The sequence below is a fragment of the Bacillus sp. SIMBA_008 genome, assembly GCF_046535495.1.
GTDB lineage: Bacteria > Bacillota > Bacilli > Bacillales > Bacillaceae > Bacillus > Bacillus subtilis.
This window is the reverse complement of sequence record NZ_JAWRWL010000004.1, coordinates 261,644-287,021: the sequence shown is the minus strand read 5'-3', so window position 1 is coordinate 287,021 and position 25,378 is coordinate 261,644. Positions and strand designations below refer to the sequence as shown.

Annotated in this window: 29 protein-coding genes; 5 read left to right on the top strand and 24 right to left on the bottom strand. The window is 46.0% G+C overall.

The window, feature by feature from the left end:
* Positions 1-53: 53 nt before the first annotated feature.
* Positions 54-488: a transcriptional regulator LrpC gene (gene lrpC, locus SB658_RS15485; protein ID WP_032677491.1), complete on the bottom strand. Its 435-nt coding sequence runs from the start codon at positions 486-488 to the stop codon at positions 54-56.
* Positions 489-672: 184 nt separating this feature from the next.
* Between lrpC and SB658_RS15480 the strand changes: the two genes are divergently transcribed.
* The gene (locus SB658_RS15480; RefSeq protein WP_003234392.1) at positions 673-963 is read left to right on the top strand and encodes a DUF3817 domain-containing protein; all 291 of its coding nucleotides are present in this window, start codon (positions 673-675) and stop codon (positions 961-963) included.
* 43 nt (positions 964-1,006) lie between these two features.
* Here the strand turns inward: SB658_RS15480 and amj are convergent, their stop codons facing one another.
* The 5 genes from amj to SB658_RS15455 all read right to left on the bottom strand — a co-directional run bounded on the left by amj (position 1,007) and on the right by SB658_RS15455 (position 4,838).
* Positions 1,007-1,816 (bottom strand): lipid II flippase Amj, encoded by an 810-nt coding sequence (gene amj, locus SB658_RS15475; RefSeq protein WP_003234394.1) that lies wholly within the window; start codon positions 1,814-1,816, stop codon positions 1,007-1,009.
* A 505-nt stretch (positions 1,817-2,321) separates the two neighbouring features.
* Positions 2,322-2,744, bottom strand: coding sequence for a pyridoxamine 5'-phosphate oxidase family protein (locus SB658_RS15470; RefSeq protein WP_003234396.1), 423 nt, complete (start codon positions 2,742-2,744; stop codon positions 2,322-2,324).
* A 77-nt stretch (positions 2,745-2,821) separates the two neighbouring features.
* Positions 2,822-3,373, bottom strand: coding sequence for a GNAT family N-acetyltransferase (locus tag SB658_RS15465; protein ID WP_003234398.1), 552 nt, complete (start codon positions 3,371-3,373; stop codon positions 2,822-2,824).
* A gap of 85 nt (positions 3,374-3,458) precedes the next feature.
* Positions 3,459-3,962, bottom strand: a complete 504-nt coding sequence (lyxE, locus tag SB658_RS15460) for a D-lyxose ketol-isomerase (RefSeq protein WP_003234400.1) — start codon at positions 3,960-3,962, stop codon at positions 3,459-3,461.
* Positions 3,963-3,977: 15 nt separating this feature from the next.
* Positions 3,978-4,838 carry an SDR family oxidoreductase gene (locus SB658_RS15455; protein WP_003234401.1) on the bottom strand — a complete coding sequence of 287 codons (861 nt, stop codon included), beginning with the start codon at positions 4,836-4,838 and terminating at the stop codon, positions 3,978-3,980.
* A 155-nt stretch (positions 4,839-4,993) separates the two neighbouring features.
* Between SB658_RS15455 and SB658_RS15450 the strand changes: the two genes are divergently transcribed.
* Positions 4,994-5,590 (top strand): class I SAM-dependent methyltransferase, encoded by a 597-nt coding sequence (locus SB658_RS15450; RefSeq protein ID WP_186437842.1) that lies wholly within the window; start codon positions 4,994-4,996, stop codon positions 5,588-5,590.
* Between the two features lie 19 nt (positions 5,591-5,609).
* Here SB658_RS15450 and SB658_RS15445 read toward each other — a convergent pair whose 3' ends face one another.
* The 4 genes from SB658_RS15445 to pbpC all read right to left on the bottom strand — a co-directional run bounded on the left by SB658_RS15445 (position 5,610) and on the right by pbpC (position 12,612).
* Positions 5,610-7,121, bottom strand: a complete 1,512-nt coding sequence (locus SB658_RS15445) for a class I adenylate-forming enzyme family protein (protein ID WP_144500882.1) — start codon at positions 7,119-7,121, stop codon at positions 5,610-5,612.
* Between the two features lie 211 nt (positions 7,122-7,332).
* Complete coding sequence (gene mtlR / locus SB658_RS15440; protein WP_144500881.1) at positions 7,333-9,417, bottom strand: mannitol operon transcriptional activator MtlR; 2,085 nt, start codon at positions 9,415-9,417, stop codon at positions 7,333-7,335.
* A 185-nt stretch (positions 9,418-9,602) separates the two neighbouring features.
* Positions 9,603-10,505: an aldo/keto reductase gene (locus tag SB658_RS15435; RefSeq protein WP_144500880.1), complete on the bottom strand. Its 903-nt coding sequence runs from the start codon at positions 10,503-10,505 to the stop codon at positions 9,603-9,605.
* A 100-nt stretch (positions 10,506-10,605) separates the two neighbouring features.
* A complete protein-coding gene (pbpC, locus tag SB658_RS15430) occupies positions 10,606-12,612 on the bottom strand; it encodes a penicillin-binding protein 3 (RefSeq protein WP_014478860.1) in 2,007 nt (668 codons plus the stop codon).
* Between the two features lie 150 nt (positions 12,613-12,762).
* On the opposite strand from pbpC, the gene SB658_RS15425 reads away from it, so the two are divergent.
* Complete coding sequence (locus tag SB658_RS15425; RefSeq protein ID WP_003234413.1) at positions 12,763-13,050, top strand: antibiotic biosynthesis monooxygenase family protein; 288 nt, start codon at positions 12,763-12,765, stop codon at positions 13,048-13,050.
* 5 nt (positions 13,051-13,055) lie between these two features.
* On the opposite strand, the gene SB658_RS15420 is transcribed toward SB658_RS15425, so the two are convergent.
* The 9 genes from SB658_RS15420 to SB658_RS15380 form a co-directional block, all read right to left on the bottom strand.
* Positions 13,056-13,301, bottom strand: coding sequence for a YczI family protein (locus SB658_RS15420; RefSeq protein WP_003240256.1), 246 nt, complete (start codon positions 13,299-13,301; stop codon positions 13,056-13,058).
* A 172-nt stretch (positions 13,302-13,473) separates the two neighbouring features.
* The gene (gene lipC, locus SB658_RS15415; RefSeq protein WP_144500879.1) at positions 13,474-14,115 is read right to left on the bottom strand and encodes a spore germination lipase LipC; all 642 of its coding nucleotides are present in this window, start codon (positions 14,113-14,115) and stop codon (positions 13,474-13,476) included.
* A 63-nt stretch (positions 14,116-14,178) separates the two neighbouring features.
* The gene (locus tag SB658_RS15410) at positions 14,179-14,931 is read right to left on the bottom strand and encodes an IclR family transcriptional regulator (protein WP_014478857.1); all 753 of its coding nucleotides are present in this window, start codon (positions 14,929-14,931) and stop codon (positions 14,179-14,181) included.
* A gap of 15 nt (positions 14,932-14,946) precedes the next feature.
* Positions 14,947-15,954 (bottom strand): 5-oxoprolinase subunit PxpC, encoded by a 1,008-nt coding sequence (gene pxpC, locus SB658_RS15405; RefSeq protein ID WP_106074118.1) that lies wholly within the window; start codon positions 15,952-15,954, stop codon positions 14,947-14,949.
* A 2-nt stretch (positions 15,955-15,956) separates the two neighbouring features.
* Positions 15,957-16,679 (bottom strand): 5-oxoprolinase subunit PxpB, encoded by a 723-nt coding sequence (pxpB, locus tag SB658_RS15400; protein ID WP_029726563.1) that lies wholly within the window; start codon positions 16,677-16,679, stop codon positions 15,957-15,959.
* 44 nt (positions 16,680-16,723) lie between these two features.
* Positions 16,724-17,497, bottom strand: coding sequence for a putative hydro-lyase (locus tag SB658_RS15395; protein ID WP_128753679.1), 774 nt, complete (start codon positions 17,495-17,497; stop codon positions 16,724-16,726).
* Between the two features lie 23 nt (positions 17,498-17,520).
* A complete protein-coding gene (locus tag SB658_RS15390) occupies positions 17,521-18,735 on the bottom strand; it encodes an NRAMP family divalent metal transporter (RefSeq protein ID WP_003234422.1) in 1,215 nt (404 codons plus the stop codon).
* Between the two features lie 14 nt (positions 18,736-18,749).
* Positions 18,750-19,523, bottom strand: coding sequence for a 5-oxoprolinase subunit PpxA (gene pxpA / locus SB658_RS15385; protein ID WP_003234423.1), 774 nt, complete (start codon positions 19,521-19,523; stop codon positions 18,750-18,752).
* A 205-nt stretch (positions 19,524-19,728) separates the two neighbouring features.
* Positions 19,729-20,478 (bottom strand): phosphoglycolate phosphatase, encoded by a 750-nt coding sequence (locus tag SB658_RS15380; RefSeq protein WP_003234424.1) that lies wholly within the window; start codon positions 20,476-20,478, stop codon positions 19,729-19,731.
* Positions 20,479-20,610: 132 nt separating this feature from the next.
* Between SB658_RS15380 and SB658_RS15375 the strand changes: the two genes are divergently transcribed.
* Complete coding sequence (locus SB658_RS15375; protein WP_003234425.1) at positions 20,611-20,775, top strand: hypothetical protein; 165 nt, start codon at positions 20,611-20,613, stop codon at positions 20,773-20,775.
* A gap of 32 nt (positions 20,776-20,807) precedes the next feature.
* On the opposite strand, the gene SB658_RS15370 is transcribed toward SB658_RS15375, so the two are convergent.
* Positions 20,808-21,200, bottom strand: coding sequence for a 3-hydroxyacyl-ACP dehydratase FabZ family protein (locus tag SB658_RS15370; RefSeq protein ID WP_003246580.1), 393 nt, complete (start codon positions 21,198-21,200; stop codon positions 20,808-20,810).
* Positions 21,201-21,285: 85 nt separating this feature from the next.
* On the opposite strand from SB658_RS15370, the gene SB658_RS15365 reads away from it, so the two are divergent.
* Positions 21,286-21,894, top strand: coding sequence for a dienelactone hydrolase family protein (locus tag SB658_RS15365; RefSeq protein ID WP_003246621.1), 609 nt, complete (start codon positions 21,286-21,288; stop codon positions 21,892-21,894).
* A gap of 59 nt (positions 21,895-21,953) precedes the next feature.
* Here SB658_RS15365 and sipU read toward each other — a convergent pair whose 3' ends face one another.
* The 4 genes from sipU to SB658_RS15345 form a co-directional block, all read right to left on the bottom strand.
* A complete protein-coding gene (gene sipU, locus SB658_RS15360) occupies positions 21,954-22,517 on the bottom strand; it encodes a signal peptidase I sipU (RefSeq protein ID WP_003234434.1) in 564 nt (187 codons plus the stop codon).
* A gap of 133 nt (positions 22,518-22,650) precedes the next feature.
* Positions 22,651-23,715 (bottom strand): tartrate dehydrogenase, encoded by a 1,065-nt coding sequence (locus SB658_RS15355; RefSeq protein ID WP_144500878.1) that lies wholly within the window; start codon positions 23,713-23,715, stop codon positions 22,651-22,653.
* An 89-nt stretch (positions 23,716-23,804) separates the two neighbouring features.
* Positions 23,805-24,926, bottom strand: coding sequence for a mannitol-1-phosphate 5-dehydrogenase (locus tag SB658_RS15350; RefSeq protein WP_072175519.1), 1,122 nt, complete (start codon positions 24,924-24,926; stop codon positions 23,805-23,807).
* A gap of 1 nt (position 24,927) precedes the next feature.
* A complete protein-coding gene (locus tag SB658_RS15345) occupies positions 24,928-25,359 on the bottom strand; it encodes a PTS mannitol transporter subunit IIA (protein WP_003246714.1) in 432 nt (143 codons plus the stop codon).
* Positions 25,360-25,378 lie beyond the last annotated feature (19 nt).

The following is a 25,378-nucleotide window of genomic DNA, read 5'->3' as shown; positions in this document are numbered from 1 at the left end:
TCTCTTTCTTTCGCGCTCATCCTGTTATTATAACAGACTTCACGCGGCACTCTCTAACCGCGCCCGTTTTTCGTGTCAATTTCTGAGAAAATGACGTGAGTGACGGTTTGCGCGTAGGGCGATGTTTTGTTAATGAAATCTTCTACCGCTTCGAGGCTTTCGGCATTGATTTTCAGCATATAGCAGGCTGCACCTGCAATCCGGTAGCAAAATTCAATATTCGGCAATGTTTGAATATAGCTTTTGAACCGCTCGTAATCCGCGTTTTTAACGGTTGCTTCCACAATACAGGAAACGGGAAGCCCAAGTTTTTTCTGGTCGACCTCCAGCGTGTATTGCTTGATGATGCCAAACGATTCAAGCTGCCTTACCCGTTCTGTCACAGATGGAGGCGACAGCTTAATTTTTCTGCCTAATTCCCTCATCGACAAACGGCTGTCCTTCTTAAGCACCTCAATGATATTCAGATCAATCTGGTCAAGTTTCATTTCAACATCCTTCTTTTTTGATTTTGTACACATTATCTCGGGTATTTTTGTAAATGACAAGTACAGTTCCCTAGAAAAGGCATGTAAAAATGAATGTTTTCCGAACATTTTTTAAAAGCTGTCATATGCCCCTCCGGATTGTTTATAGTATAAAATGAAAACGTGTCCACAAGGAGGGCGATTTATGCTGCACACGCCGATCGGAAGACTTCGCACGATGGGTTTTATTGAAGGAATGTCACTCTTAATCCTGTTGTTCATCGCTATGCCGCTTAAATATTGGGCAGGCCTTCCGCTTGCGGTGACAATTGTCGGTTCGGTTCACGGCGGGTTGTTCATTTTGTATTTGCTTGTCTTGGCTTATGCAACCTTCTCTGTCAAATGGCCGCTGAAATGGTCAGCTGCCGGCTTCATCGCCGCTTTCGTCCCATTCGGAAATTTTTTGTTCGACCGCGGATTAAGGAACTATAAATAAGGAAGCGCAAAAAGGCTGGATCTTTATGATCCAGCCTTTCTTATTAAAACCACTTTGTCAGCCACGCGATATAGTAGGCCCCGGGAATAAACATGAGCTGGGCGAGGAGTGTGCCCGCCACCCTTGATGTGACCATTGTGACAGAGGTCCATTTTAAATAGATATAGCTTCGTTTTCCTTTTGCCACATCATCAGCTAGAACGGATACTTTAGGATCAACAAAAATGGCCAGCAGCATCGTCGCAATTCCGTTGATCAAACCCGAAGCCATGACGGCTGTCGTGCTGCGCTCCGGCGCCAGAAGGCCTGCGTATAAAGCCGAAAGCACGCCAATCGTATAAATCGATGTGATCAGCATGTTGATGACAAACAAACGCTTCGGAATCAAGCGCATATGAAATCCTTTTACATATGAAATGGACGGCAGACGCAAATAGGAAAGGGCATTTTTGAATCCTTGTTTCGAGAATCCCTTTCGGAATACTTGAAAAACGGAGCCGCCGCCGCCCGCCAAGTGAATAATCGCCCGTGAAAAAAGAGCGACAAAAGACGGGAGCAGGATAATGCCCAAAATGGTGCCGACTGTCGATCCGAAAATTAAAAAGCGGAACTGCTCCCCTACAATCGCCAGTGCGTTTTTTCCAGCATCATCAATTAAATGCCCAGTAAAGGGCTGCTGCACCATGTTCGACATTCTGGATACGATGACCATGACATTAAACAGAGAAAGCGCGGACGCAATAAATCCAACGCGGGCCCCGGAAAGCCTTGTGGCATAGGCTAAAGTTTCTATCGAGTGAATCAGCAATAAAAAACAAAAAATAAAAAGTACTTGTGTTGTAATGACATGCACGTTATTCTTCCTCCAATTTCATCCTAGAGATAAGACTGGAAAGAAGACAAGGAGGTTTCAGTACGATGTGTTTTTTGCAATAAAAAAACCGTCCGGCGTACGCCGGGCGGTTTGTCTTATTCTTTTCTATACGCAAATAAAGATTATATCATCCGCCAAGTCAGGCGGGTTAGATTCATAAAGCATTGTTCCGAAGAATCATTCTGGAAAGTAAACACCATGGAAATTTCTTGAACACAAGACAACGAAAGCCCTACCTCTCAATCGTCACTGCGGCTCCGAAGCCGCGCCGGTGTGAATTGTAAAACAAAAAAGTCTTTTTTCCATCTCATCGTTAGGGGCGATTTGTTATGAAGGAAAAGAATAAGGGCAGCTGGTTATGCTGCTTGGGAAGCGGTAAGCTTCTCTCTCAAAACAGAAAAAAGAAGTTTACTTTCTTTTTTATTTGCTTATTTTTCTTACTAGCTATTCATAATAACATATCGCCCCTGAAAACACAAATTTTTTATAGTTCGAGTGAGACCGGTGTTTTCTCCCCGGCATTCATTAATCTGATATCCTCCGGTTCAATTTCAAGAATCACCAGATTCGGATCATCCTTGCCGTCAAACCAGCGCTCTAATTTGGAACTCCATATTTTGTCCTTGAGTTCTGCCGAATTGTTGATTTTGGCTTTTCCGGCAACTTCGACATATGCGTCGCCAAAACCTTCACAATCATAGCCTAATAAAATGTGGACATTGGGGTTGTTCTCAATTTCTTCTGCTTTATGAGTTTCCTTGCTTGTCGGTGTGTAAATCGTCAGCCCGTCATGGAAAAAAGTCATGTAGCGGGAATGCGGTTTGCCCTTTTGAACTGTTGCGAGCGAACCTACTTTATGGTGATCTAGAACATCAAGCACTTTTTGTTTAATGTCTTGCTGATTCATCTCGAATCACTCCTTTTTAACGTCTCCGCTGTTACTTTTCCACATCCGGGGAAGATTTAAACAAGAAAGTGTGCTCTTTATTTTTCGCCTTCCCATTCACGCTTTAACAGACTGTAGTAGACGAGGTCGTGATGCATGCCATTTACGTATAAGCCGTCCCGTGCCCTGCCTTCCTCTAGAAACCCGAGCCGCTCCGGAACCGCTCTGCTTTTTTCGTTTCCGACAGCCGCACAGATCGCCACACGATTCAGCTCAAGCTCTTCAAAAGCATACGTAATGAGTTTTCGGCAGGCAGCTGTAATAATGCCTTTCCCTTCAAATTCTTTGGCAATCCAATATCCGATTTCCGCCTTACGATTCACTTGATCAAGGTTATGCAGGCTGATCATGCCGCATAGGCTGCCGTCATAAAGGAGCCCCGCCTCAATGCCGTTCAGGTCGGCATACTGGCGCCGCCAATCTGGAATGATTGTTTCTCGGTACGTTTCAGCGCTGCTTGGATTTTCCGCAAAAAACAGCCACTTGCCAAGCCGCTGCTGATTTTGGATAATGAGTTCGGCCAGCCGCTCCGCATCCTTCGGCTCCAATAATCGGATGGTGATGTGCTCATTTACCTTGCAAGTGAACATTGCCTCGCCCTCTTTCCTTTTTTACCCATTATAGCGATGATTCTGTTTTTTTCAATACAAAAAGGATGGGCTGTTAAGCCCATCCTTATATTCTTGGATCGGTAAAGATATCATGTTTATCCGTGCTCGTCGATGACATCTCCGTCACGACGGCACCTTCTTCCCCGGCCTGGAACCAATGCTTTGTGTTTGGTGGAATCGTGTATTGCCCGCCCGGTTCTAGCTCAATTTCGTGCCAGACCGTATAGTGTTCTCTGTCTTCCTGAGGAGGGAGAACCTTTGGAAGCGGCGTTTTTTCTCCTTCTACGTAAAGATACACTTTTCCGTAGCGGCAGCGGAAGGTCTCCTGCTTGCCTTCCTGGCCGTCGACCGGCGGATGGCGGTGTTCCGGGCAAGTCTGTCCCGGAAACAGCACCAATTCCTTTGAACAATAACGGTCTGTATTGACGTAGACGAAGAGCTGGAGCCCGACTTTTCTTTCTTTTCCTAAGCCGTAATCCATCAGCTGGATTTGGTCTACTTCCTCGTCCGTTAATACAATCCCTGCTTTTTGATAGTAGCTGTTCACTTCTTCTTTCGTGATGCCCATATGTCTCACTCCCTCTTATGTCGTCACAAAGTTTCCGCCGTTGACATGCAGGGTCTGTCCTGTCATGTAAGAGGACTCATCTGATGCCAGGAGCACATAACAGCCGACGTGCTCAACAGGCTGTCCAGGACGGCCCATCGGCGTATCTTGCCCAAATTGAGCAACTGTTTCTTCAGGGAACGTAGCTGGGATTAGTGGCGTCCAGATTGGACCCGGCGCGACTGCATTTACACGGATGCCATCTTTAACAAGCGCCTGCGCCATTGTTCTTGTAAAGGCGTTGATCGCCCCTTTTGTCGCTGTATAATCAATCAGTGTCGGGTTCCCTACGTACGGGTTGATGGATGTCGTATTGATGATGGCGCTGCCCGGTTTCAGGTAATCAATTGCTTTTTTAGTCAAATAAAATTGAGAATAAAAGTTTGTTTTGAATGTGCGGTGAAGCTGTTCGCTCGTAATATCTTTGATGCTTTCCTTCGGATGCTGTTCACCTGCATTGTTGACAAGGATGTCAAGGCCGCCTAGTTCCTTGACCGTTTTTTCAACCGCTTCATTGCAGAATTCCTCTTCACCTACGTCACCAGCAATCAGCAGGCATTTTACGCCTTCTTGTTCAACACGTTTCTTCGTCTTCTCAGCGTCTTCATGCTCATCCTTATACACAATGGCGATGTCAGCGCCTTCCTTTGCGTAAGCGACGGAAACCGCGCGTCCGATCCCGCTGTCGCCGCCTGTAATAAGAGCTACTTTTCCTTTTAATTTGTCTGCTCCTTTATAATCCTCGTACTCATACACCGGACTTGGATTCATTTCGCTTTCAATTCCCGGCTGGCGACTTTGAGTTTGTGCCGGCAGTTCTTTTGGATAATTTGCCATGATGATTCTCCTCCTTTGTTTTCATGTCTATTTGTTGTGTACCTCACACACTCTTTGGATAAACATGGCTTGGCACCTTCGCATTGCTTTATCAGAAAAATGTTTCACATGGAACGCTGGGAGGAAATTAACTCAAAAAGGGGGTTGGTTGCTGAATGATTAACATGCTTTCTAGAAGATTCAGCAGGCCAAAGGGCGTCATCGGCATGATTGCCGGGTACATCATGGCTGCTGAAAATCAAACACTGAATCAGTGGACAATCAATCAGCTGGGTATCACGCGCGGGGACAGCATTTTAGAAGTCGGGTTTGGCCCGGGATACTGCATGCAGCAGATGCTGAAACGCGAGAAGGATGTTCAGCTTCATGGGATTGATGTGTCAGAGGCCATGCTGAAGCTGGCCGCCCGCAGAGTGAAATCCAAGGGTGTGCGCCTGATACAAGGAAGCATCGAGACATTTCCTCTCCCCGCCTCGTTTTATGATAAAGTGATTTCCGTTAACAACTACACCATTTGGAATGACCAAACAAAAGGCATGAAACAGATTTATCGGGCATTAAAGCCAGGCGGCAAAGCAGCCATTACGATGCAGCCGCGGGAAGCGGATGCCAGTCCTGAGAAAACCAAATCATTTGGAAGACAGATGATTGCTGACTTTAAAGCAGCCGGCTTCGAAGACATTGATATAGAATTTAAGAACATTAATCCTGAGCTTTCCGTCTGTGCAACTGCAAAGAAGCCCGCCACATAAAGTGGACGGGCTTCTTCTTTTATGAATGTACAGCCTGATTGCGCAGGACGTCTTTTTTCACCTTGCCAAGGTTGTTTTTCGGCAGTTCGTTAACAAATTCAACTTCAGGTATTTTGTAAGCGGACAGGCGTTCTTTACAAAATGCAATGACATCCTCTTCCGTGATGCGCTGGCCGCCATTTTTCACGATAAAAGCTTTCGGTTTTTCACCGTAAAGCGGATCAGGAATACCGACCACAGCCGTTTCAAGGATTCCCGGGATCTGCTGGATAACTTCTTCAACCTGATCAGGATAGACGTTATCGCCTCCGTAAATAATGACATCCTTGTAGCGTCCCGTGATGAAAATAAAGCCATCTTCATCTACATATCCTGAATCTCCGGTTTTAAACCATCCATTTTGCAGCACTTTCGCTGTTGCTTCAGGATTGTCTTCATAGCCTTTAAATAAGAATGGAGTATGAACAACGATTTCGCCGATTTCTCCTTGAGGAAGTTCTTCTCCGGTCAGAGGATCTTCCACTTTGACTTTAACATCTGCCACAGGTTTTCCTGCAGATGCCGCTTTATCCATTCCCATATCAGGCGTCCATGTGCTGATGCCCCAAGCCTCAGTACTTCCATAGCCATGCGCAAGCGGAATGCCAATATCAAGATAGCGGCGGATTAGGCTGCTCGGCACTTTTGTTCCGCCTGTCATTAAAATCACAAGCGAAGATAAGTCAGTTTGGTGCGTTTCCCACGCCTCAAGCAAATACGTGTAAAACACAGGAAGAGCCATCACGGTCTGAATTTTCTCTTCTTCAATGACCTTCAGCATGTGAACAGGATCTTGATCCTCTGTAAACACAAAGGTTGTTTCTGCAAATGTTCCAAGCATGATGCAAATGAGCGCACTCGTATGATAAATCGGATGGCACGCGAGAAAACGAAGGCCCTTCATGCGTGCTATTGAGCTGTTGGATTTTTTAACGTATCTGTATATGCCGCCATGTGTAATCATGCATCTTTTCGGGTTTCCCGTTGTTCCAGATGTAAACATCAGAAGTGCTGTATCATCAGGGGAAACCATTTCCGTCTCTGGCAAATGATCAGGACCTGCAAACAGCGCTTCAAATTCAGCAGATGTTTCGTAAGCTGTTCCTGTTTCCATTGTTACACACAGTGAGGATAATTCAGGAAGAACTTCATCCAGTATCTCTTTAAACTCCGCTCCGTAAAACATCGCTTTCGGTTCACTTGCTTTTAAAATGCCTGTCATTTCATATGGTTTCAGCTGCCAGCTGACAGGTACGACAACAGCACCTATTTCAAGTGCGGCGAACATAACAGTTGATGCGGGATGGCCGTTTTTACAAAGCAATGCAACACGGTCGCCCTTTTGAATTCCTTTTTGAAGCATGGCATTCGCCAGCTGATTAATCCGTTTACGGTAACCTTTATATGTCAGTGTATGGTCTCCGCTTTTTACAGCCTCTATTTCTTCGCTATTCGGCATGTCATGCAGAATCAGATGCTGTAATGTTTCCATATCGTCATCTCCTATATTCTCTTGAATCTTCAATAATTTGTTAGATTTTCTTCCTTACTTCACCCATTTTAACCCAAAAAAGATAACTTGTAAAACTATTTCATTTTGGAATTATTCCAATAATGAATGATAAAATAGTCCCACATTTTCTTATTTTGTTCCCCATCCACAGAAAAACACACGCCAAATTTTTGACGTGTGCCATGCAGGTTTACAGTATGTTTTTTTCTTTCATCCATGTGAAAAATATGCGGTTTAACCGCTGATACAATTCTTGTTCTCCTTCTTCCTGAAACCCCGCCATGCTTTCTCCGCTCTCGATAATTGCCGAGCTGATCGCGCTTAAAATCTCTGAGCCTTCAGCAGATAATGAGCCAGGCGCCATCATGACGAGAATGCGTGTCATCCTGAGGGTATTTCCGTCCATGCCATCCACTTCATAGGAGGTGCTGAGATCAAACATTTTGAAAAAAGGCAGGACGATTTCATCATTTTTGAGATGATAAAGCGCCATGTTTGTTCCGGGGATTCCCAATCCCCCTTGTTTCTCCCGCTCAGCCAGGCAAAACGCAGCTTTTTCCGGATCACGGATCAAGCCATCCTTCTTCAGCTGTTGAAAAAGCTCTAACAGAAGCATGCTATGGTCCGGGTTTGTTTTGAGTTGAGCTAGCGTAAAATGGCGCAGAACATCTTGGATAACCTCCATATACCGCCCTATGCTTTCCGCCGCCTCTAGCATGTCAGGTACATCAGCTTGCTGCGCCTCTTCCTTCGGGCTTCTTTTTTTGTTAAGAATAAGGGGAATCTTCCGCTTGATATACTGCTTGACCTGGTTTGCGTCTTCCTCATTTAATAGTGGGCTGACCATGATGTAATCAATGTTTTCATAAGGAATCGGTACAGTGGACACAATCATATCATAGGCTTGAACATCCTTCCCCTTTAGCTCGATCAGGGATGACATATCAAACGATTCAATTTCCGGCAGCTCTTTTTTCAGTCTGGAGGCAAGCATTTTCGAGGAGCCGATCCCGCTTGAGCAGACGACAAGCGCTTTCACTTTTGCTTCTTCTTTTTTGATTTCAAGAGCCGAGCCAAAGTGAAGAACGATAAAAGCGATTTCATCATCAGAAAAGGACATGCCCGGAAAATACTTTTCGACGCCTTCTTCGATCGCCATATAAAGCAGAAAATAATCGCGCTTGATCTGTTCCTTCATCGGATTGTATATCTCAATATTTTCTTTTATGCGGCTGACGGCCGGCTCCAAATGGGCAATCAAGCCTTCATATAAAGAGTAGTTTTTCGTTAGATCCATTCTGATTTTGTCTGAAATAAAAGCAATGAGCCGCTTTGTTTGCAGGGCTGTTTCCAGCTCAATTTCCTGCGCTTTGTATTCTGTTTTGTATTTTCGATTGGCGCTTCGAAGGTGGATTGTAATATAGCCGACCTCCGCCTCTGGAATCGTCACGCCGAAGGCACGTTCAAGCTCGCCCGCGATTTCAAGAGCCGAACTGTATTCTTTCGCATTCTTCAGTTCCTCAAGCTCATTTTGCTCCATGGTGATGGTTTCCCCAAGCTTAATTCGTTCGATCGCATACGTCAGATGGACGACGAGCGCTATATAGGAGCTGTCGGACAATGAAAAAGCGATTTTTTCTTTGAGTTGAAATAAGATGCGCTCCATTTTTAGCAGCTCACCTTTGCTGACAACCCCGAACATTTTCTCTGAAGAATCGGCTTTTCCTTTGATGTTTAATTCAACCGCTTCCAAAAACATTTGGATGTCGAGACGGTTCACAATCAAGTTGCCGACAATTTTCCGTTTCGCATTCTCCGGCCCTATAAGCTGGATGCCAAAACCTCTTTTGCGGATCAGTGTCAGTCCGAAGGGAGAAATCCACTTCTCGAGCTCATCTAAGTCATAGCTGACCGTGGCATTCGTCACCTGGAGATCATGAGCAAGAGTGTACAGTTTGACGGGCTCCTGAGACTCTAATAACGAACAAAGAATGAGCAGTTTCCGTTCGTCGGCGCTGTATTCATGCTGTTCATATGATAAATCAGTAAGCAGCTTTTGTTTATCCTCGGGACTTCCCACTGCTTTCAACCCTTTACCGGGCTGTTTATCTAACGTAAGCCCCACGGTTTCCATCAGCGGTTTAATTGATTTGAGTTCCCTGTGAATGGTTCTCGTGCTGACTTGCATCAGCTCAGCAAGCTCAGTTACGGTTATATATCTGTTTTGTAATAATAAGTGCTTTAACAGCTTTTGTTCTCTGGCAGTCATATACATAAAAAAGACCTCCTAGCCAATCTTGATGTGCGGATGAAGTCGCAAGGAGATGCAGTAGAGGATATAGAGAGGTTTCCTTTTAATATAAAACGCTTTCAAGAAAGAATCAATCACTTATAAATGGTAATTTGGCACTATGCGGTGTGACAATATTGAAAAAGCATCAGCTGGTAAGCTGATGCTTTTTATGGAATATCGTAACCCTGTACGGCTGTAAAAATGCGGAACCATTGATCCTGGTCAAGCTTGTATGACAACGCATTTATCGCGGCGGAAATCCGCTCGCGCTTTCCGCTTCCGACAATCGGCATAATGCCGGCCGGATGCGTGAACAGCCATGTGTACATGACCTCGCCCAATGAAGCGGCGCCGATCTCTGCTTGAACGGATTCAAGCGCCGTGCGGACACGCCGGTCTTTTTCCGTGTCACCAGTGAATACTTTGCCGCCTGCCAGAGGCGACCAAGCCATCGGCGGAATTCGTTTTTCCTGGCACAGATTCAAAGTGCCGTCTAGCATATTTTCTAATTCATATGCGGAAAGCTCAATCTGGTTGGTCACAAGCTTCTCAGGCAAATAAGATTCCAGCATCCGATACTGGTGATCTTTAAAATTTGAAACGCCAAAGTACCTGACCTTGCCAGAGCATTTCAAGGCCTGAAACGCCTCTGCTACCCCCTCCGGATCCATGAGCGGGTCCGGTCTGTGAATCAACAGCACATCAATATAATCCGTCCTTAAGTTCATAAGCGATTGCTCAACGGATGCCAAAATATGCGATTTGCTTGTGTTATAATGATGCGATCTGTGAGCGGGCCGTTCAGGCGATTCAAGAACGATACCGCATTTTGTGACCAGCTCTATGTTTTCTCTTAATCCAGGCGAAAGGGCAAGGGCGTTTCCAAACAGCTTTTCGCACGTATAGCCTCCATAAATATCCGCATGATCAAAGGTCGTGATGCCATGATCGATACACCATTCAATGAGACTCAGAAGTTCAGCATCTGAATAGTTCCATTCATTCAGCCGCCAAAGCCCGTGTATGACTCTTGAAAATTGAAGATCCTCCGCCAATTGAATACGCTGCATGCAAAATCCCTCTTTTCTTTGTATAAACCGGGTTTTGCCCCTTACTAGTTCATTCGGCCTCAGATCCTCTTTTTCCTTTCGCTCCTTTTAAAAAGACATTTTAATTCGATTGAAATTGCTTTTTCGCTTTCTCAACGACATAGTGGCTGCCGCCGCGGTCCTGCACATTTTGGATCATCATGGCGACAAGCAGGTCTTTGTTTTTGTAATCGTAGCCGACAAACCAGCCATTTTCCGTGCCGTCTTTATCATCTTTTGATGTTTTCAGCTCGGCTGTTCCTGTTTTTCCAGCCACTGTGATTCCTTTCACGACAGGCTGATACGCTGATCCGCGCTCATCTTCCACAACGCCTTTCAGACCTTTTGTAATGTCTGCCGCTCCTTCCTTCGTGACCACTTGCTTGTGCCAAACATCAGCTGTTTGTGAATCTTTTTTGATCAGCGTCGGTTTGACAAGGTCTCCATTGTCAACAAATGGCGTGTAAGCAGTTGCCAAGTGAAGCGGAGACATTTGCATTTGCCCTTGTCCGTAGCCTGTATCCGCAAGCAAAATGTCTGAATCAAGCTTGTCATTTGCAATAGACGATTTCTGGATCGGGAATTCATACGGAACGTCCTCTGAAAAACCGAATGTTTTTAAGCCTTTTGTGAAGGTGTCCGCTCCCATATCAAGCGCATTCTGGGCAAAATAAATATTGTCTGACGTAATAAGGGCGTTTTCCAAATCGACTTGTTGAAGTCTCTCAGACACACGTGTCACTGAATAGCCGCCCCAGCTCGAATCTTTTTGCCACTCCTTGCCTTTAATTGTTTTCTTCTCATCGGCTTTAAGGGTGCCGTTTTTGATTCCAATAGCAGCCGCAATCGGTTTAATGGTAGAACCTGGCGCGTATGTCTTATTGAATTTCGCTGAAAACGGATTGTTTTTATCTTTGTTTAGCTTTTTCCATTCCTTATCGCTCCAGCCGAAAATAAATCCGTTTGGATCGTAGGAAGGCGCGCTGACAAGGGCGAGTGTTTCGCCTGTCTTCGGCTGCAGCGCGACTGCCGCCCCGCTGTCATCCTTCAGTTCATCATACAGCTTCGTTTGCGTTTTGATATCAATTGTGAGGTGAAGATCCTCGCCGTCCTTTGCTTTCTTTTCAGCGATGACTTCCCCGGTTTGCGGCACGTAGATTTTCCAGCCAGTTGTGCCTCTTAGCTTGTCTTCATACACATTTTCAAGTCCGGCGATACCGATGTTAGACGTATCGCTGTACGTTCCTTCTTTCTTTTTCTTCAGTTCTTCCGCTGTAATGGCGCGGACATAGCCTGTTAAATGGGCTGTCTTTTCGCCATACGGATAGTAGCGGGAGCTGACATTCGTTCTTGTTACGCCTTGTAATGACGTCGCTTCTGAAACTAACTTCTCCTGGTCAGGCTTGACCTTTTTGAGCGGCACAAACGAATCGTCTTTTACCCAGCCTTGATCCAGCTTTTTCTTGATGTCGTCTTCAGTCAAATCAAGTTTTTTGGCGAGTTCTTTTATAACTTTCTCTTTTTTATCGCCAAGCTCTCCGGGAACAATTCCAATTTCCGGAACATCTGTATTGACAGCTAAACCTTTTCCATTTTTATCGTAAATTTGGCCTCGTTTCGGTTCAATGCTCATAATTTGCACGGTTTTGTCGTCAGCCAGCTGCTTGAAAATAAACGATGGGTCCCAATCTATATTCCATGACTCCTCGTCATCTGTTTTTTCTAATTTCAGCACAGCAGTATTCTTGAAGCTGACTTTGCCGGCATTTGTGTTCATGCTGACTTTATACGGGATATGTTTCATTGTCTTGTTGTCTTGATCGTCCTTATCTACTTCTCCCGCAGTGACTTTCAAATTTTTTACGCCGGCCTGCTCATAGATGGCTTTATACCTGTTGACGAAATCTTTTTTGGAGATTTCTTTTTTGACATCTTTAGTCAGGCTTTGATACATGTCATCGAATTGCTGATCGTTCCACTGTTTCACGAATGCTTCCATGCGATCCTCTGGTGAATCTGTTTTGGAGCATCCGATTAACCCAATCAATCCGACGCATAGAAATACTAGTAGAATACACTTTTTTAACATGACTTTCCCCTGCCTTCCACTTGTTATTTTCTCTTAATTGAATTGGTGCGTGCAAGATTTTTTTGAAAATGAAGGAAAAGTTCACCGATTTTGCAGAAATCTCCTATCGTTTGCTGTAGACTATTTGAAAAGACAGAAAGAAGGGATAGCATGGTCAGAGAGGCAGCAATGCTTCACATTAAAGAAGGCCTTGAACAAGAGTTTGAGGATGCATTCCGGCAAGCGGCGCCGATTATTTCCGGCATGAAGGGCTATATCACTCACTCGTTATCAAAATGCATGGAGGAAACGCATAAATATCTGCTTCTTGTGGAGTGGGAAACACTTGAGGACCATACGGAAGGCTTTCGCGGTTCTTCAGAGTATCAAGAGTGGAAAGCCTTGCTTCATCGGTTCTATACCCCGTTCCCGACGGTCGAGCATTTTCAGGATGTGTAATAGATTTATATAATATGAAGTGTAAAACCGATAAGGGAGACAGACCATACAAAAACGGCGGTATAAATATTAAAAGCGCCTGAGCCGTCATTTTCTTTTTTGCGCTCTTCAAGCCCCTGCATAAACATGACGGCGCCAAGAAAGACGAGCATGACCGATTGGATAACAGAGGTGTGTTCCGTATAGTTAAAAGCAATAAGCGCCAGTATAATAATGATAACCGCAAAAGACATTTTAAAAATCCGAAACAAAAGGACCATCCTTCCTTATATACGAAATATTGAACGTTATGGCTATATTTGCCTACGCCCTCCATTATTCTAGCGCACTTTGTTTGTCTGTAGAACAGAAGACAGAGAATTTTAAGTTTCTTTTAATATTTCGATCACACATAAAAAACGCGCCTGTCATGAGGCGCGTTTTCTATGAAACTGATAATTCTTTATAGCCTAGCTTGTGAACGGCTTCAGCCATCGCTTGATAGCCTTTGCTGTTCGGATGGACACCGTCAAAGGACAGATATTCCTGTTCTTTGCCTTTGAAGATGCTATAGGCATCTGCGATTTTGACATGGGGTGCTGATGCAAGTGTTTCTAAATGTGAATTAAACGAAGTGATCCATTTGCCGGCGATATCAATTTCGGGAAACGGATTGTATAAGTTGAACACACGAATGGCGTACGGGGAAGGATTTTCTCCTTTAATCTCGGCGATTTTGACAATCATCTTTTCAAAATTCTCATGGCAATGGGCGGATACACGGCTGAAAATCGTTTCATCCTTAGAGGTTTGGTAGGCTAAGACCGAATCGATGAGATCGTTTCCGCACCCTGTGATCGTTATCATATCAGCATCTCGAATGCATTTTTGCACATAGGGATATGACAGGAGTCCCAAAATCTCTTCTGTATTCAGGCCTGATCTGGCAAATATGTTTATTGCCGTTCTTGTTTTCAAGTCAGCTTCCATCATGTCCCCAAAACGCTGGACGAAGCCGGGTGAAAACAGCCCGGAGCCTCTCCCTGTCGTCAAGGAATCGCCCAGAGCTGTATATCGAAGCACCATGTTCTTTCCTCCACTCTTGAACGTCGATACGTTAATGTACGCAGCAGAGAAAAGATTGGCTACTTATGTATATCCTATTTTTCTTGAAATCTGTAAAGCGGCGTCCTTCACCTTTTCTGTTAAATAGGGCAGCCTGTCTTCTGTAAATCTCGCTTCAAAGCCTGCAATGCTAATGCCGGCTGCCACCTGGCGCTTATGGTTAAAGATCGGGGCGCCGATCGCAGCCGTATAGTTTTCGAGCTCTGAATAGCTGACAGTATAGCCATTTTGCACAGAGGCATCAATCTCCTGAAGCAGTTTTTCGGGATCGGTAATCGTTCCGGAGCCAATCGAAATGAGCTCGGTTTGTTTGATGTATGCTTCGATTTCTTCACGGGGAAGAAAGGACAGAATGCTTCTGGCGCACGCTCCTGCGTATAGCGGGGAACGCCTGCCGATCGCCGTATACAGCCGCACAGTCTGTGTCCCTTCTATTTTCTCAACGTATATCGCTTCATTGCCGTCTCTCATGATCAACTGCACGGCCTCATCCACTTCCCGGCAGAGCTCTTCCATCACCGGTTTCGCTATTTTTCTGATATCCAGCCTGTCAGCGACAAGCTGTCCGAATTCCAAAAACACCAATCCCAGCGAATAAGCGCCGGACGCATCCCGACTGAGGAACCCCATTTCCTCCAAGGAGCTGACCATCCGGTGAACAGAGGTCTTCGGCATTCCCGTCAGCGACACCAGTTCACTTAAGGTTAGGCTTGGTTTATGCAAAAACAAATTAAGCAGCGCCATAGATTTGACTACGGTTTTATTTTTATTCTGCATCATTCATCCCCTTTGCTATGTCAGCCATTCCATCTTCATTCTCGTTTTCAGTTCTTTTATATGCTGTTCCCGTTCTACCGCAAGCGCTTCTGCCTCCTGAAGGGACACAGGTTCAAACTGGACGTGCTCGCCCGGCATGATTTGGGAAACAATCGGCAGATCAGCGGATATGATGTGCGCGATCCTCGGATAGCCGCCAGTCGTCTGCCGGTCTGCAAGCAGGATAATCGGGTTGCCGTCAGGCGGCACCTGAACTGTTCCGAATGAAACCGCTTCCGACACCATCTCAAGCGGGGCCTTCAGTTCGAGCGGTTCTCCTTTGAGCCTGTAGCCCATACGGTCAGACTGCGGCGTGACACGAAATGCTTCTTGATAAAAACGCGTTTTTGATTCTTCTGTGAAAAAGGCAAATTGCTTTCCTTCCAGCACCCGAATGACGGGATTCTTCTTCAATGGCAGAAATCTGCCGCGGCTGACTGACCACTTCGGTGCTGCAAATCCCTGTTTTCCAAGCTGCGAACTTAAGCGGGAAAGGATGGTTTGCGAAAGAGCTGACATCTCTCCAATGTTCAGTTCATCTTCTTTTTGAAGCGCTCTGCCATGAAGTCCGCCGATGCTTCCTCTGACGTATGTGCTTTTACTTTCCATGACGGCAGGCACCTCGATGCCGCCGGCTGCCGCCAAATAAGCACGGCTGCCGAGTTTGCAGGGGCCAAAGCTGACTGTGCTGTTTTCCTTAATGAGCACAGGCTTCCATAAAGGCGCTTCCTCGTCATTAATACGCAGCGTGAAGTCCGCCCCTGTCACAGCAATCAGTGTCTGTTTTGAAAAATGAAACGACGGACCGGGCCCCATCATCGTTATTTCGAGACCTGCTTCATTTTCGCCGTTTCCTATCAACAAATTGGCAATGCGCAGTGAAACCGTGTCCATAGCGCCGCTGGCCAGAACGCCGTATTTTTGGTAACCCGTTCTGCCTATATCCTGAACCGTTGTGAGCAGTCCGGGCTTTAATACTTTCATGCTCAATTGGACTCCTCCTTATAGGCGTGATAGTCTTTTTCTGAGATGCGAACGAATTTCACAGTATCTCCCGCCCGCAGCAATGTCGGTGGGTTTTCCTGCGGCCGGAAAAGAGCCAGCGGCGTTTTGCCGATCAGCTGCCAGCCGCCCGGCGTTGAAATCGGGTAAACGCCTGTCTGCAATCCCGCAATACCGACCGAACCTGCGGGAATCGACGGTCTTGGTGATGATTTTCTCGGAGCTGCAATGCGTTTTGACATCCCGCCTAGAAAAGGAAAACCGGGCGCGAAGCCAAGCATATACACCACATATTCACCGTTTGTATGAATGTCGATTACTTCCTCCGGTGACAGCTGATTGATCTTCGCCACCTCTTCTAAATCCGGACCGAATTCACCGCCATAGCAGACGGGAATTTCTACAATACGGCGGTTGACCTCATAGTCTTCGGCTATTTCTGCTAGCCGCTCTTCGACATCGCGCTTGACACTCTCAAAAGGTGAGCTTATGCCTTGAGGCAAATGCTTGTACACTTCATACATATCATAAAATACGGTTAGACTTGTAAAAGCCGGGATACATTCAATGAATCCCGGAAATGGCTGTTCTTCTATATAAGCGGCCGCGGCATGGACAATGCCGTTGACCTGTTCATTGATTTCTTCTCCGAATCGGATCATCATTGCAGAATCACCGAGCTGTTCTATTTGATATCGTACAGTCATCTTTCTCACCTCTTTTATTTCTCGTTCATCAGGATGACGAGAGGCTACAGCACCGCAAGCGACTCGTCTCGAATATCTGTGATGAGCATATGCCCCGGCGCATGTGTGATGACCATTTCAGGCTTTACATTCATAGCCACGGCTTGCGGGGTCACCCCGCATGCCCAAAAAACAGGAACCTCGCCGTCACGAATGGAAACGGCATCTCCGAAATCGGGTTTCCCGAGATCGCGAATCCCGATTGCTCCCGGATTGCCGATATGGATCGGCCCTCCGTGCACAGCCGGAAAACGCGAGGTCACTTGTGCAGCACGTACAGCCAGCCGTTCAGGAACCGGCCTCATGCTGACAACCATCTGTCCGTGAAACGCCCCCGCCGGAACACAATCGATATTCGTTTTATACATCGAGACGTTTGTCCCCTCATCAATATGCCGGACAGCTATCCCATTATTGATTAGTGCCTGTTCAAAGGAGAAACTGCATCCGATCAGAAAGCCGACAAAATCGTCCTCCCAGTATGGCGTAATATCAGATACTTCTTCCGTTAGGATACCGTGCCTGTAAATACGGTATTTCGGAAAGTCCGTTCTGATATCAGCATCCGGCGCAGCCAGAGACGGCACAGGCGAACCTGCTTCAATCACATCCAGCACGGGGCAGGGCTTTTGATTTCGCTGGCAAAACAGCAGAAAATCAAACGCAAGGTCCTTTTTCAAAACCACAAGATTCGCTTGGGCGTAGCCGCCGGACATGCCTGCGGTCGGCCCGTTTATTTTCCCCTCTCGTATCAGGGCGCGTACATCCTTTGGCGCCATTTTGTTTAATTGCTCCACTTATATCAGCTCCACAATTGAGGAAGTTGTGTACATAACGTGTAGATTCCCATAACTGCCATTACAATCACTACAAGCGCGCCTGTGCTTGTCAGCCAAAGCGGATGCTTATAATCACCGACAATGTTTTTCTTGTAGGCGGCAACAAGCAGCGTTCCGAGCGCAATCGGCAGAATTAAGCCGTTCAGTGAACCGACAAGGACGAGGATCTTCGCAGGCTGGCCGATTGTGACAAAAGCTAACGTAGAAACCACAATAAATCCGATAATAATACCGCGTGAATTCTTTTCAATTTTTGGAGAAAAGGTCTTGAAAAATGAAACAGATGTATAGGCTGCTCCAATAACAGACGTAATCGCCGCAGACCACATGATCAATCCGAAAATTTTATAACCGACATTTCCAGCAGCCAGCTTGAAGACAGAAGCCGCCGGGTTGCTTTCATCGATGTGCAGGCCTTTCGATACAACGCCTAGAACCGCAAGAAAAAGAGCGATACGCATGACAGATGTAATTAAAATGCCGACAACCGAGCTTTTTGTCACCTGCGGAATGGATTCCTTCCCTTTAATTCCGGCATCAAGCAAACGGTGTCCCCCGGCAAATGTAATATAACCGCCGACGGTTCCGCCCACTAGGGTGACAATGGCAAATATGCTGATGTGTTCCGGGACGAATGTATTTGCGACTGCCTGTCCGACCGGAGGAGCTGTCGTCGCCGCAACGTAGACCGTTAAAATAATCATCACGAACCCCGCGATTTGCGTAAAACGGTCCATCGCTTTTCCTGCTTCCTTGATGACAAAAATCAAAATGGCGATAACGGCACTGATTAAAGCGCCTGTTTCAGGTGTAATGCCGAACAGCACCTGAAGTCCCAGCCCGGCCCCTCCGATATTCCCAATATTAAAAGCTAGTCCGCCAAGCACGACGAGAATGGCGATGAAATACCCCAGTCCGGGAAGCACCATATTCGCAATTTCCTGACCTCGTTTTCCAGAAACTGCGATGATGCGCCACACATTGGTTTGGGCGAAAATATCTAAAATAATAGAGATTAAGATGACAAAACCGAAGCTTGCTGCGAGTGTGTTTGTGAATGTTGCGGTTTGGGTGAGGAAACCCGGTCCGATTGCTGATGTCGCCATTAAAAAGGCGGCGCCCATCAGCAATGACCAGCTGCCCGCTTTTTTTCCTGCTGTCTTTTTCTGCTGCTCCATCTATTGTTCCTCCTTTATGTTGACCTCTGTTCTGAAATAGCTGTCACTTCAATTCCAGCCGCTTTGAGCTGTTTTCTGATTTTTTGCGCAAATGTCAGCGCATGGGCTCCATCTCCATGAATGCAGACTGTATCTGCTTTTAATGACACATCATGTCCTTGCTGAGATTTGACCGCCCCTTCTTTCACCATTTTGATGACCTGGGTGACGGCGGCATCATCACTTTCAATGAGTGCGTCCGGCTGGGAGCGCGGTGTCAGCGTGCCGTCCGATTGGTATGTTCTGTCGGCGAACACTTCATTTGCGGTCTGAAGTCCGATCCGTTCTCCCGCTTTTACAAGCTCGCTCTCAGCAAGACCGAAAAGAATCAGGCCGGGATCAACCTTATAGACAGCTTTCGCGATAGCATCCGACAGTTTTTGATCGACTGCCGCCATATTGTATAAAGCGCCATGCGGCTTGACGTGCTGCATGTGAAGTCCCTCTGCTTTTAGAAAGCCAGAGAGCGCGCCAATTTGATAAACGACAAGATCATACGCTTCCTCAGGAGAAATCGCCATATTGCGGCGCCCAAAACCGAGTAAATCCGGCAAGCCCGGATGCGCACCCATTTTCACGCCTCTTTCTGCTGCAAGCGCGACGGTTTTTCGCATAACACTAGGATCTCCTGCATGAAATCCGCATGCGATATTCGCTGATGTCACATACTCTAAAATATCTTGGTCAAGGCCTATCTTGTAGGCTCCGAAGCTTTCTCCTAAATCACAGTTTAAATCAATCTGAAACACAGAATCCCTCCTGCCAAAGCAAACGATATGCTTTATGTCATTTATTGTCCCGAAATTCGGAACGACTATTCCGAATTTTTGAACTTTATTTCATTATAAGTGAATCATATCAGTTTGTGAAATACTTTTGTCAGAAAACCTACCATGGTCCCAGAAGAAAACCTGCCAAACTAAAAAAGAGAGTCCATCTTAGGACTCTCTTTTTTTATAGTACCCAATGGCGAATCGCTTTAGCGACACCATCCTCAATATTTGTATCCGTGATATAATCAGCCGTTTCTTTTACGATGTCTTGCGCATTGCCCATTGCGACGCCAAGACCCGCTTCTTTGATCATCGCAATGTCATTAAGGCTGTCGCCCATCGCCATCACATTCTCCATTGTAAAGCCGAGTTTTTCCGTAACCTTGGCAAGGGCTGCAGCTTTGTTGATGCCAAGCGCGTTGACTTCAATGTTTGTCGGACTTGAATTTGTGATTTCGAGCTCTTTGTTTTTTCTCAGCTCCTCAAGCACTTCGTTTCGGATATCGTCATCCTCGATGTCAAAGCCGAATTTGAGCCATTCATGATCCGTAATGTTTTCCGGAAACTCGCCTCTCCATACTTTATTCACCGTAGAAGCCCAGAAATTAGTGTTGTGCTTATTCCGCAAATCCCACATCATTTGAATATGGTCCGTATGAAGCAGCTTCCGTTCCACCAAATTAAAATTCGAATCCCAAATTTCACTGCCGTTTGCCGTGATTAGAAAGGATGACAGCTTTAGCGATTCCGCCAGCTCCCTGCACGTCATCAGCGTCCGGCCCGTGCTGATCACCACATACACACCTTTATCCTCCGCTTCACGAATGGCTTTGCGGTTTTCATCCGAGATCAGCTGCTCGTCGTTCAGCAGTGTACCATCCATATCAATTGCGATCAGCTTGATATCTACATCTTCTCTTTGAACAGACATATATGTACCTCTCTTTATCTTTTTGTTGTGCTTCTCTCTATTCTAATACATTATACCCAGCGGGACAAAAAAGCGATTTCCTATGTTTGAGGAGAATGAATAAGAGGAAAACAAACGGTGAGGTGATCAAACATGACAGAAAAAAAACAGCAAAACAAACCAAATGAAAACCCCGAGCACAACGACTTAACCGATCCGATTCCTAATGAAGAGCTGAAGGAAAATATGAATGATGAAAAACACAAACGCCAGCAAAGAGATAACTCTCAAAGCGAACGGGATTACGACACAAAATAGAACCCCTCACAAAATGTTGTGAAGGGTTTTTTTCATTTTTCAATATAGATGCCGATTTCAGCTTCAGCAACAGGCTGCTCTCCAACTGATGCCTTGGCATGTCCGAACACAAACCCGCGCCGATTGCGCGTGACTTCAAACGTAAGATCAAGCCGGTCACCAGGCACAGCTTCTCCCAGCTTTTCCGCTTTCTTCACCGAAGACAATAATCCCAAGCTGTTCTCATCTGTAATTCCTGTAAAAGCCGCGGTTTGCGCAAGCGCTTCAATCACAAGTGAAAACGGCATTTCTGTTTGCGTATCAGTGATAAACCAGTCGTTCTCACTAATCAGCTTATAAGCTGCCGCATGTTTGCCGGGCTCGCTATCCGTCACGCCATCAATAAACAAAAATGGATAGCGGTGAGGCAAAGATAATGAGTTCATTTTATATCTCCTTTTTTTGACCATTATATCTCAGCCTAAAGTGAAACGATAGGATATAATGGAAAAAACACAAAAGGAGGCCGTTATGTTCCCAAAACCGCTTGTCATTCTCGCACACGAAATATATGGTGTAAACAGCCATATGAAAAAGATGGGCCGGCTGATCAAAATGGCTGGATATGATGTGTTGACGCCCAACCTGCTCGGCGAGGATGAAGTCTACACACTGAAAGAAGAAAAAACGGCATACGAACAATTTACAAAACACGAAAGGCTGAAAACGGGAGAAACCATCATCCAGAATGTGATCAGGCAAAACGCCGGACGGCACATCTTTGTGATTGGATTCAGCGTGGGGGCTACTATCGCATGGAAATGCAGCAGTATGCCTGAGGTGAGCGGATCGGTTTGTTATTACGGTTCCCGGATACGCGACTCTCTTCATCACATGCCAGCCTGCCCGGTCCTATTGTTTTTCCCTAATTATGAGCCGTCGTTTGACGTAGCGCTTCTTATCAAAAAACTGCGGGAAAAACAGCATACCCATCTTGAGATTTACCAATTCGATGCGCTTCACGGCTTCGCCAATCCTGATTCTGTTTATTTCAACAGGGCCCTTTTCTTCAAAACGCTTTCTATCATAAAAAACGGGGCGGAAAGCCGGCTCCGCACCGTTTCATCATCATTTTTTTAAACGTGCACGGCGCTTTATTATCGGTGCCGTCATGTTCCATGTTCTTTTTGCATTGCATTTTATTTTGCCTGTCTCATCTCACCGAATGGATAAAAGACGAGAGATTCAGTACCGATGATATCGTCCTCAGAAGGCATGCCCATTCCGTTTCTGCTATCCAGTGAATTGAGACGGTTATCTCCCATCACAAAATATTTACCGGAAGGAACCTCAACTTCGAAGTCACCTGTTAAGGTTACACCCGACTCTTTGACCTCCTGTTTATATTCCTTTAAGTATGGTTCTTCCACCTTTTTATCATTTATGTATAGCTGATCATTTTTCATTTTAATGCTGTCACCAGGCAAACCGATTAAACGTTTGACAAATGAGCGGCCGCTCTTTTTGTCATGAATGACTATGATGTCTCCTCTGTGAAACCCGCCAGTCCATTTGACTGCTTTATCAACCAGAATTCTTTCTGAGTCTTTAAGCGTTGGGGCCATTGATGATCCTTCAATAAGAAAAGGCTTGTAAAACACCAATCTGATCGTAAAAATGAGAGCTGCGATCATAATGATACTGAGTACAACGATCGTTTTGATTTTTCTTTTTTTCTTTAACGTGATTGTTTTTGCATTCAACTTCCTTCACCCGATGCTTTCCTAAGAATTCCAAATTATTATACAGCATTTGGATCTGCTTGGTTAGACTTTCGTGGAAATTTTCGTAAGGAAATGGACAGGCCGGGGCAGCCATCTGCCCCGGCCTGATTCATCAGAGCTTTCTTAAGCGCGAACAGATTTCATCAGTGACCTCAGCCGTTGTGCTTTGTCCCCCAATGTCGCGTGTTTTGATGCCGTCGGCAGTCACTTGCTCCATCACATCCAGAATTTTCGCCCCCAGCTCTTCCTCTCCGAAGTGGTCGAGCATCAGCTTCGCTGTCCAAATCTGGCTGATCGGATTGGCAAGGCCCTGTCCGGCAATGTCAGGAGCTGAGCCGTGAACCGGTTCAAACATGGACGGATATTTGCCGGATGGATTGATGTTCGCAGAAGGCGCAATGCCGATGCTTCCCATCAGGCTTGAGCTGATGTCGGTTAAAATATCACCGAACAAGTTGCTCGCCACAATGACATCAAACGTTTCCGGACGCGTCACAAAAAAAGCGGCCAGCGCATCAATATGCTGAGATGATGTTTCGATTCCGCTATAATCAGCGGCTGTCTGCTGAAAGACTTCATCCCAAAACGGCATCGCGTGATAAATGCCGTTAGACTTTGTGGCGCTTGTCACATGACTGCGCCGTTTTTTCGCCAATTCGAAGGCAAAGCGCATGACACGTTCTGTCGCTTTTCTCGTAAACACGGCATTCTGGATGGCGATTTCATCATCGCCTCTGTGAATGCGCCCGCCGACTTCACTGTATTCACCTTCACTGTTCTCGCGAATCACCACGAAGTCAAAATCATTTGGATGCAGAAGCGGCGACGTAATGCCTGCCATTTGTTTGGCGGGTCTCATATTAATGGAAAGCTCAAGCTCCCTCCGGATTTTCAGCAGCAGGCCCCATAACGATATATGATCGGGAACCAGCTTCGGATTTCCGACGGCTCCCAAAAAAACCGCTTCAAATTGAGTAAGCGTATGTATTCCATCTTCGGGCATCATTTTGCCGTGCTCCAAGTAATAATCACAGCTCCATGGAAAAGCCGTGAATGAGAATGACAAACCTCCGTGTACCTCAGCGGCTGTATGAAGCACTTTCTCAGCAGCCGCTACAACCTCTTTTCCTACTCCGTCTCCCGGTATTGCCGCAATCTCGAATTGTTTCATCGTCATTCTCCTTCCCTGTTATCGTAAGCGCTTTCTATTATACTAGATTGCGAGATAGTAAAAAAAGCCCGTGACATTGTGTCACGGGTGGTCGGTTATTGATTGAGTTTCTTTAAAACGATGGCGTGCAACGGTTCATGGGACTGAATGCCGCAAACCTCTTGAAGTACGCCGCTGTATCCTTTTTCTTCGATCAGCGCTTGCAGTTCAACCGCTTCAGGATCACCGGTGAAATCGAAACGAAGAGCTGCGGCAATTCCTTCCGCCAGCGCGTTCGGTTCTTTTATTTTCTTTGCCGGGCCTACAAGTCTATCATTTTCTCCCAGTTTTCTGAGAGGTGACCTCGCTACGCGGGTCACATCGTCCGAAATGAAAGGATTTTCAAAGCGACCGATGATTTTTTTGATATATTGTTCGTGTTCAGTTTGCTTAAAGCCATACGATTTGACGAGATAGTCACCAGTTTCAAGCAGCGCCGAATGAACGACACGGCGGATTTCCGGATGATCGATTGCTTCTTTGACCGTCTTGAGTCCGCGCTGATAGCCGACATACGCTGTCACCGCGTGTCCGGTATTGACCGTAAACAGCTTCCGTTCGATGTACGGCGTTAAATCATCAACAAACAGTGCGCCGTTTATGACTGGTGTTTTCCCTTTAAAGCCTGATTCATCAATGACCCATTCGAAAAATGGTTCAACCGATACTTTCAGCGGGTCTTCATGATGCTGAATCGGGACGATCCGGTCAACGGCAGAATTCGGAAAACCTACCGTTTCACTGATGGATTTCTGCTCTGCTTCCGTTAAATGGCTGTATATCTCTTTCTTTAAGAAGCTGCTTCCGCCAATCATATTTTCGCAGGCAATGATATTCAGTGTGTTTCCAGCGTTTCTCCGTCTTAATCCTTCTGCGATAGACGGAGCAATCAGCTTCAGCACGTTCGGGCCGACAGCTGTTGTGATGAGCGCCGCCTCATTCATCAGCCGGTACAGCTCCTCGGGCTGACTGCCGCTGTTAATCGCGCTGACCGGGCCAATGACCTCTGATGAACGTCCCTCTTCCGCCAGTTCCACTGTGTATTCTTTTTTTTCATTGAGGAGACTGACCATCGTGTCGTTCACATCCGCAAACACCACATCATAGCCGGAGTGGTGAAGCAGCGCGCCGATAAACCCTCTCCCGATATTTCCCGCACCGAAATGTAAGGCGATCATGTCAGTTCACCTCGTTGAAAATGGCGATCAAATCTTCTTCGCTTTTAGCGGAGATCAGGCGTTCAATGTTTTCTTCTTCTGAGCAGATAATGGCGATATTAGACAAAATGTCTAAATGCTCATTATTTTTACCCGCAATGCCGAATACCACTTTTGCCGTGTTGCCTTCTCCGTACTCAACGCCCTCTGGAATTTGTATGATTGAAATTCCAGAGTGAAGCACCTCGCTTTTCGCTTCTTCTGTGCCGTGTGGAATGGCAATGAAATTCCCCATAAACGTAGAAGACGTTTCTTCACGTTCAAACATTTTGCTAATGTAATCCTCTGTCACGTAGCCGTTGTCAATCAGCGTCTGGCCTGCCAATTTGATGGCCTCTTCTTTTGATGATACCGTTTGATTGAGTTTAATATTTTCCTTTGCGAGTACTTGCATGAGTATCACTCTCTTTCTA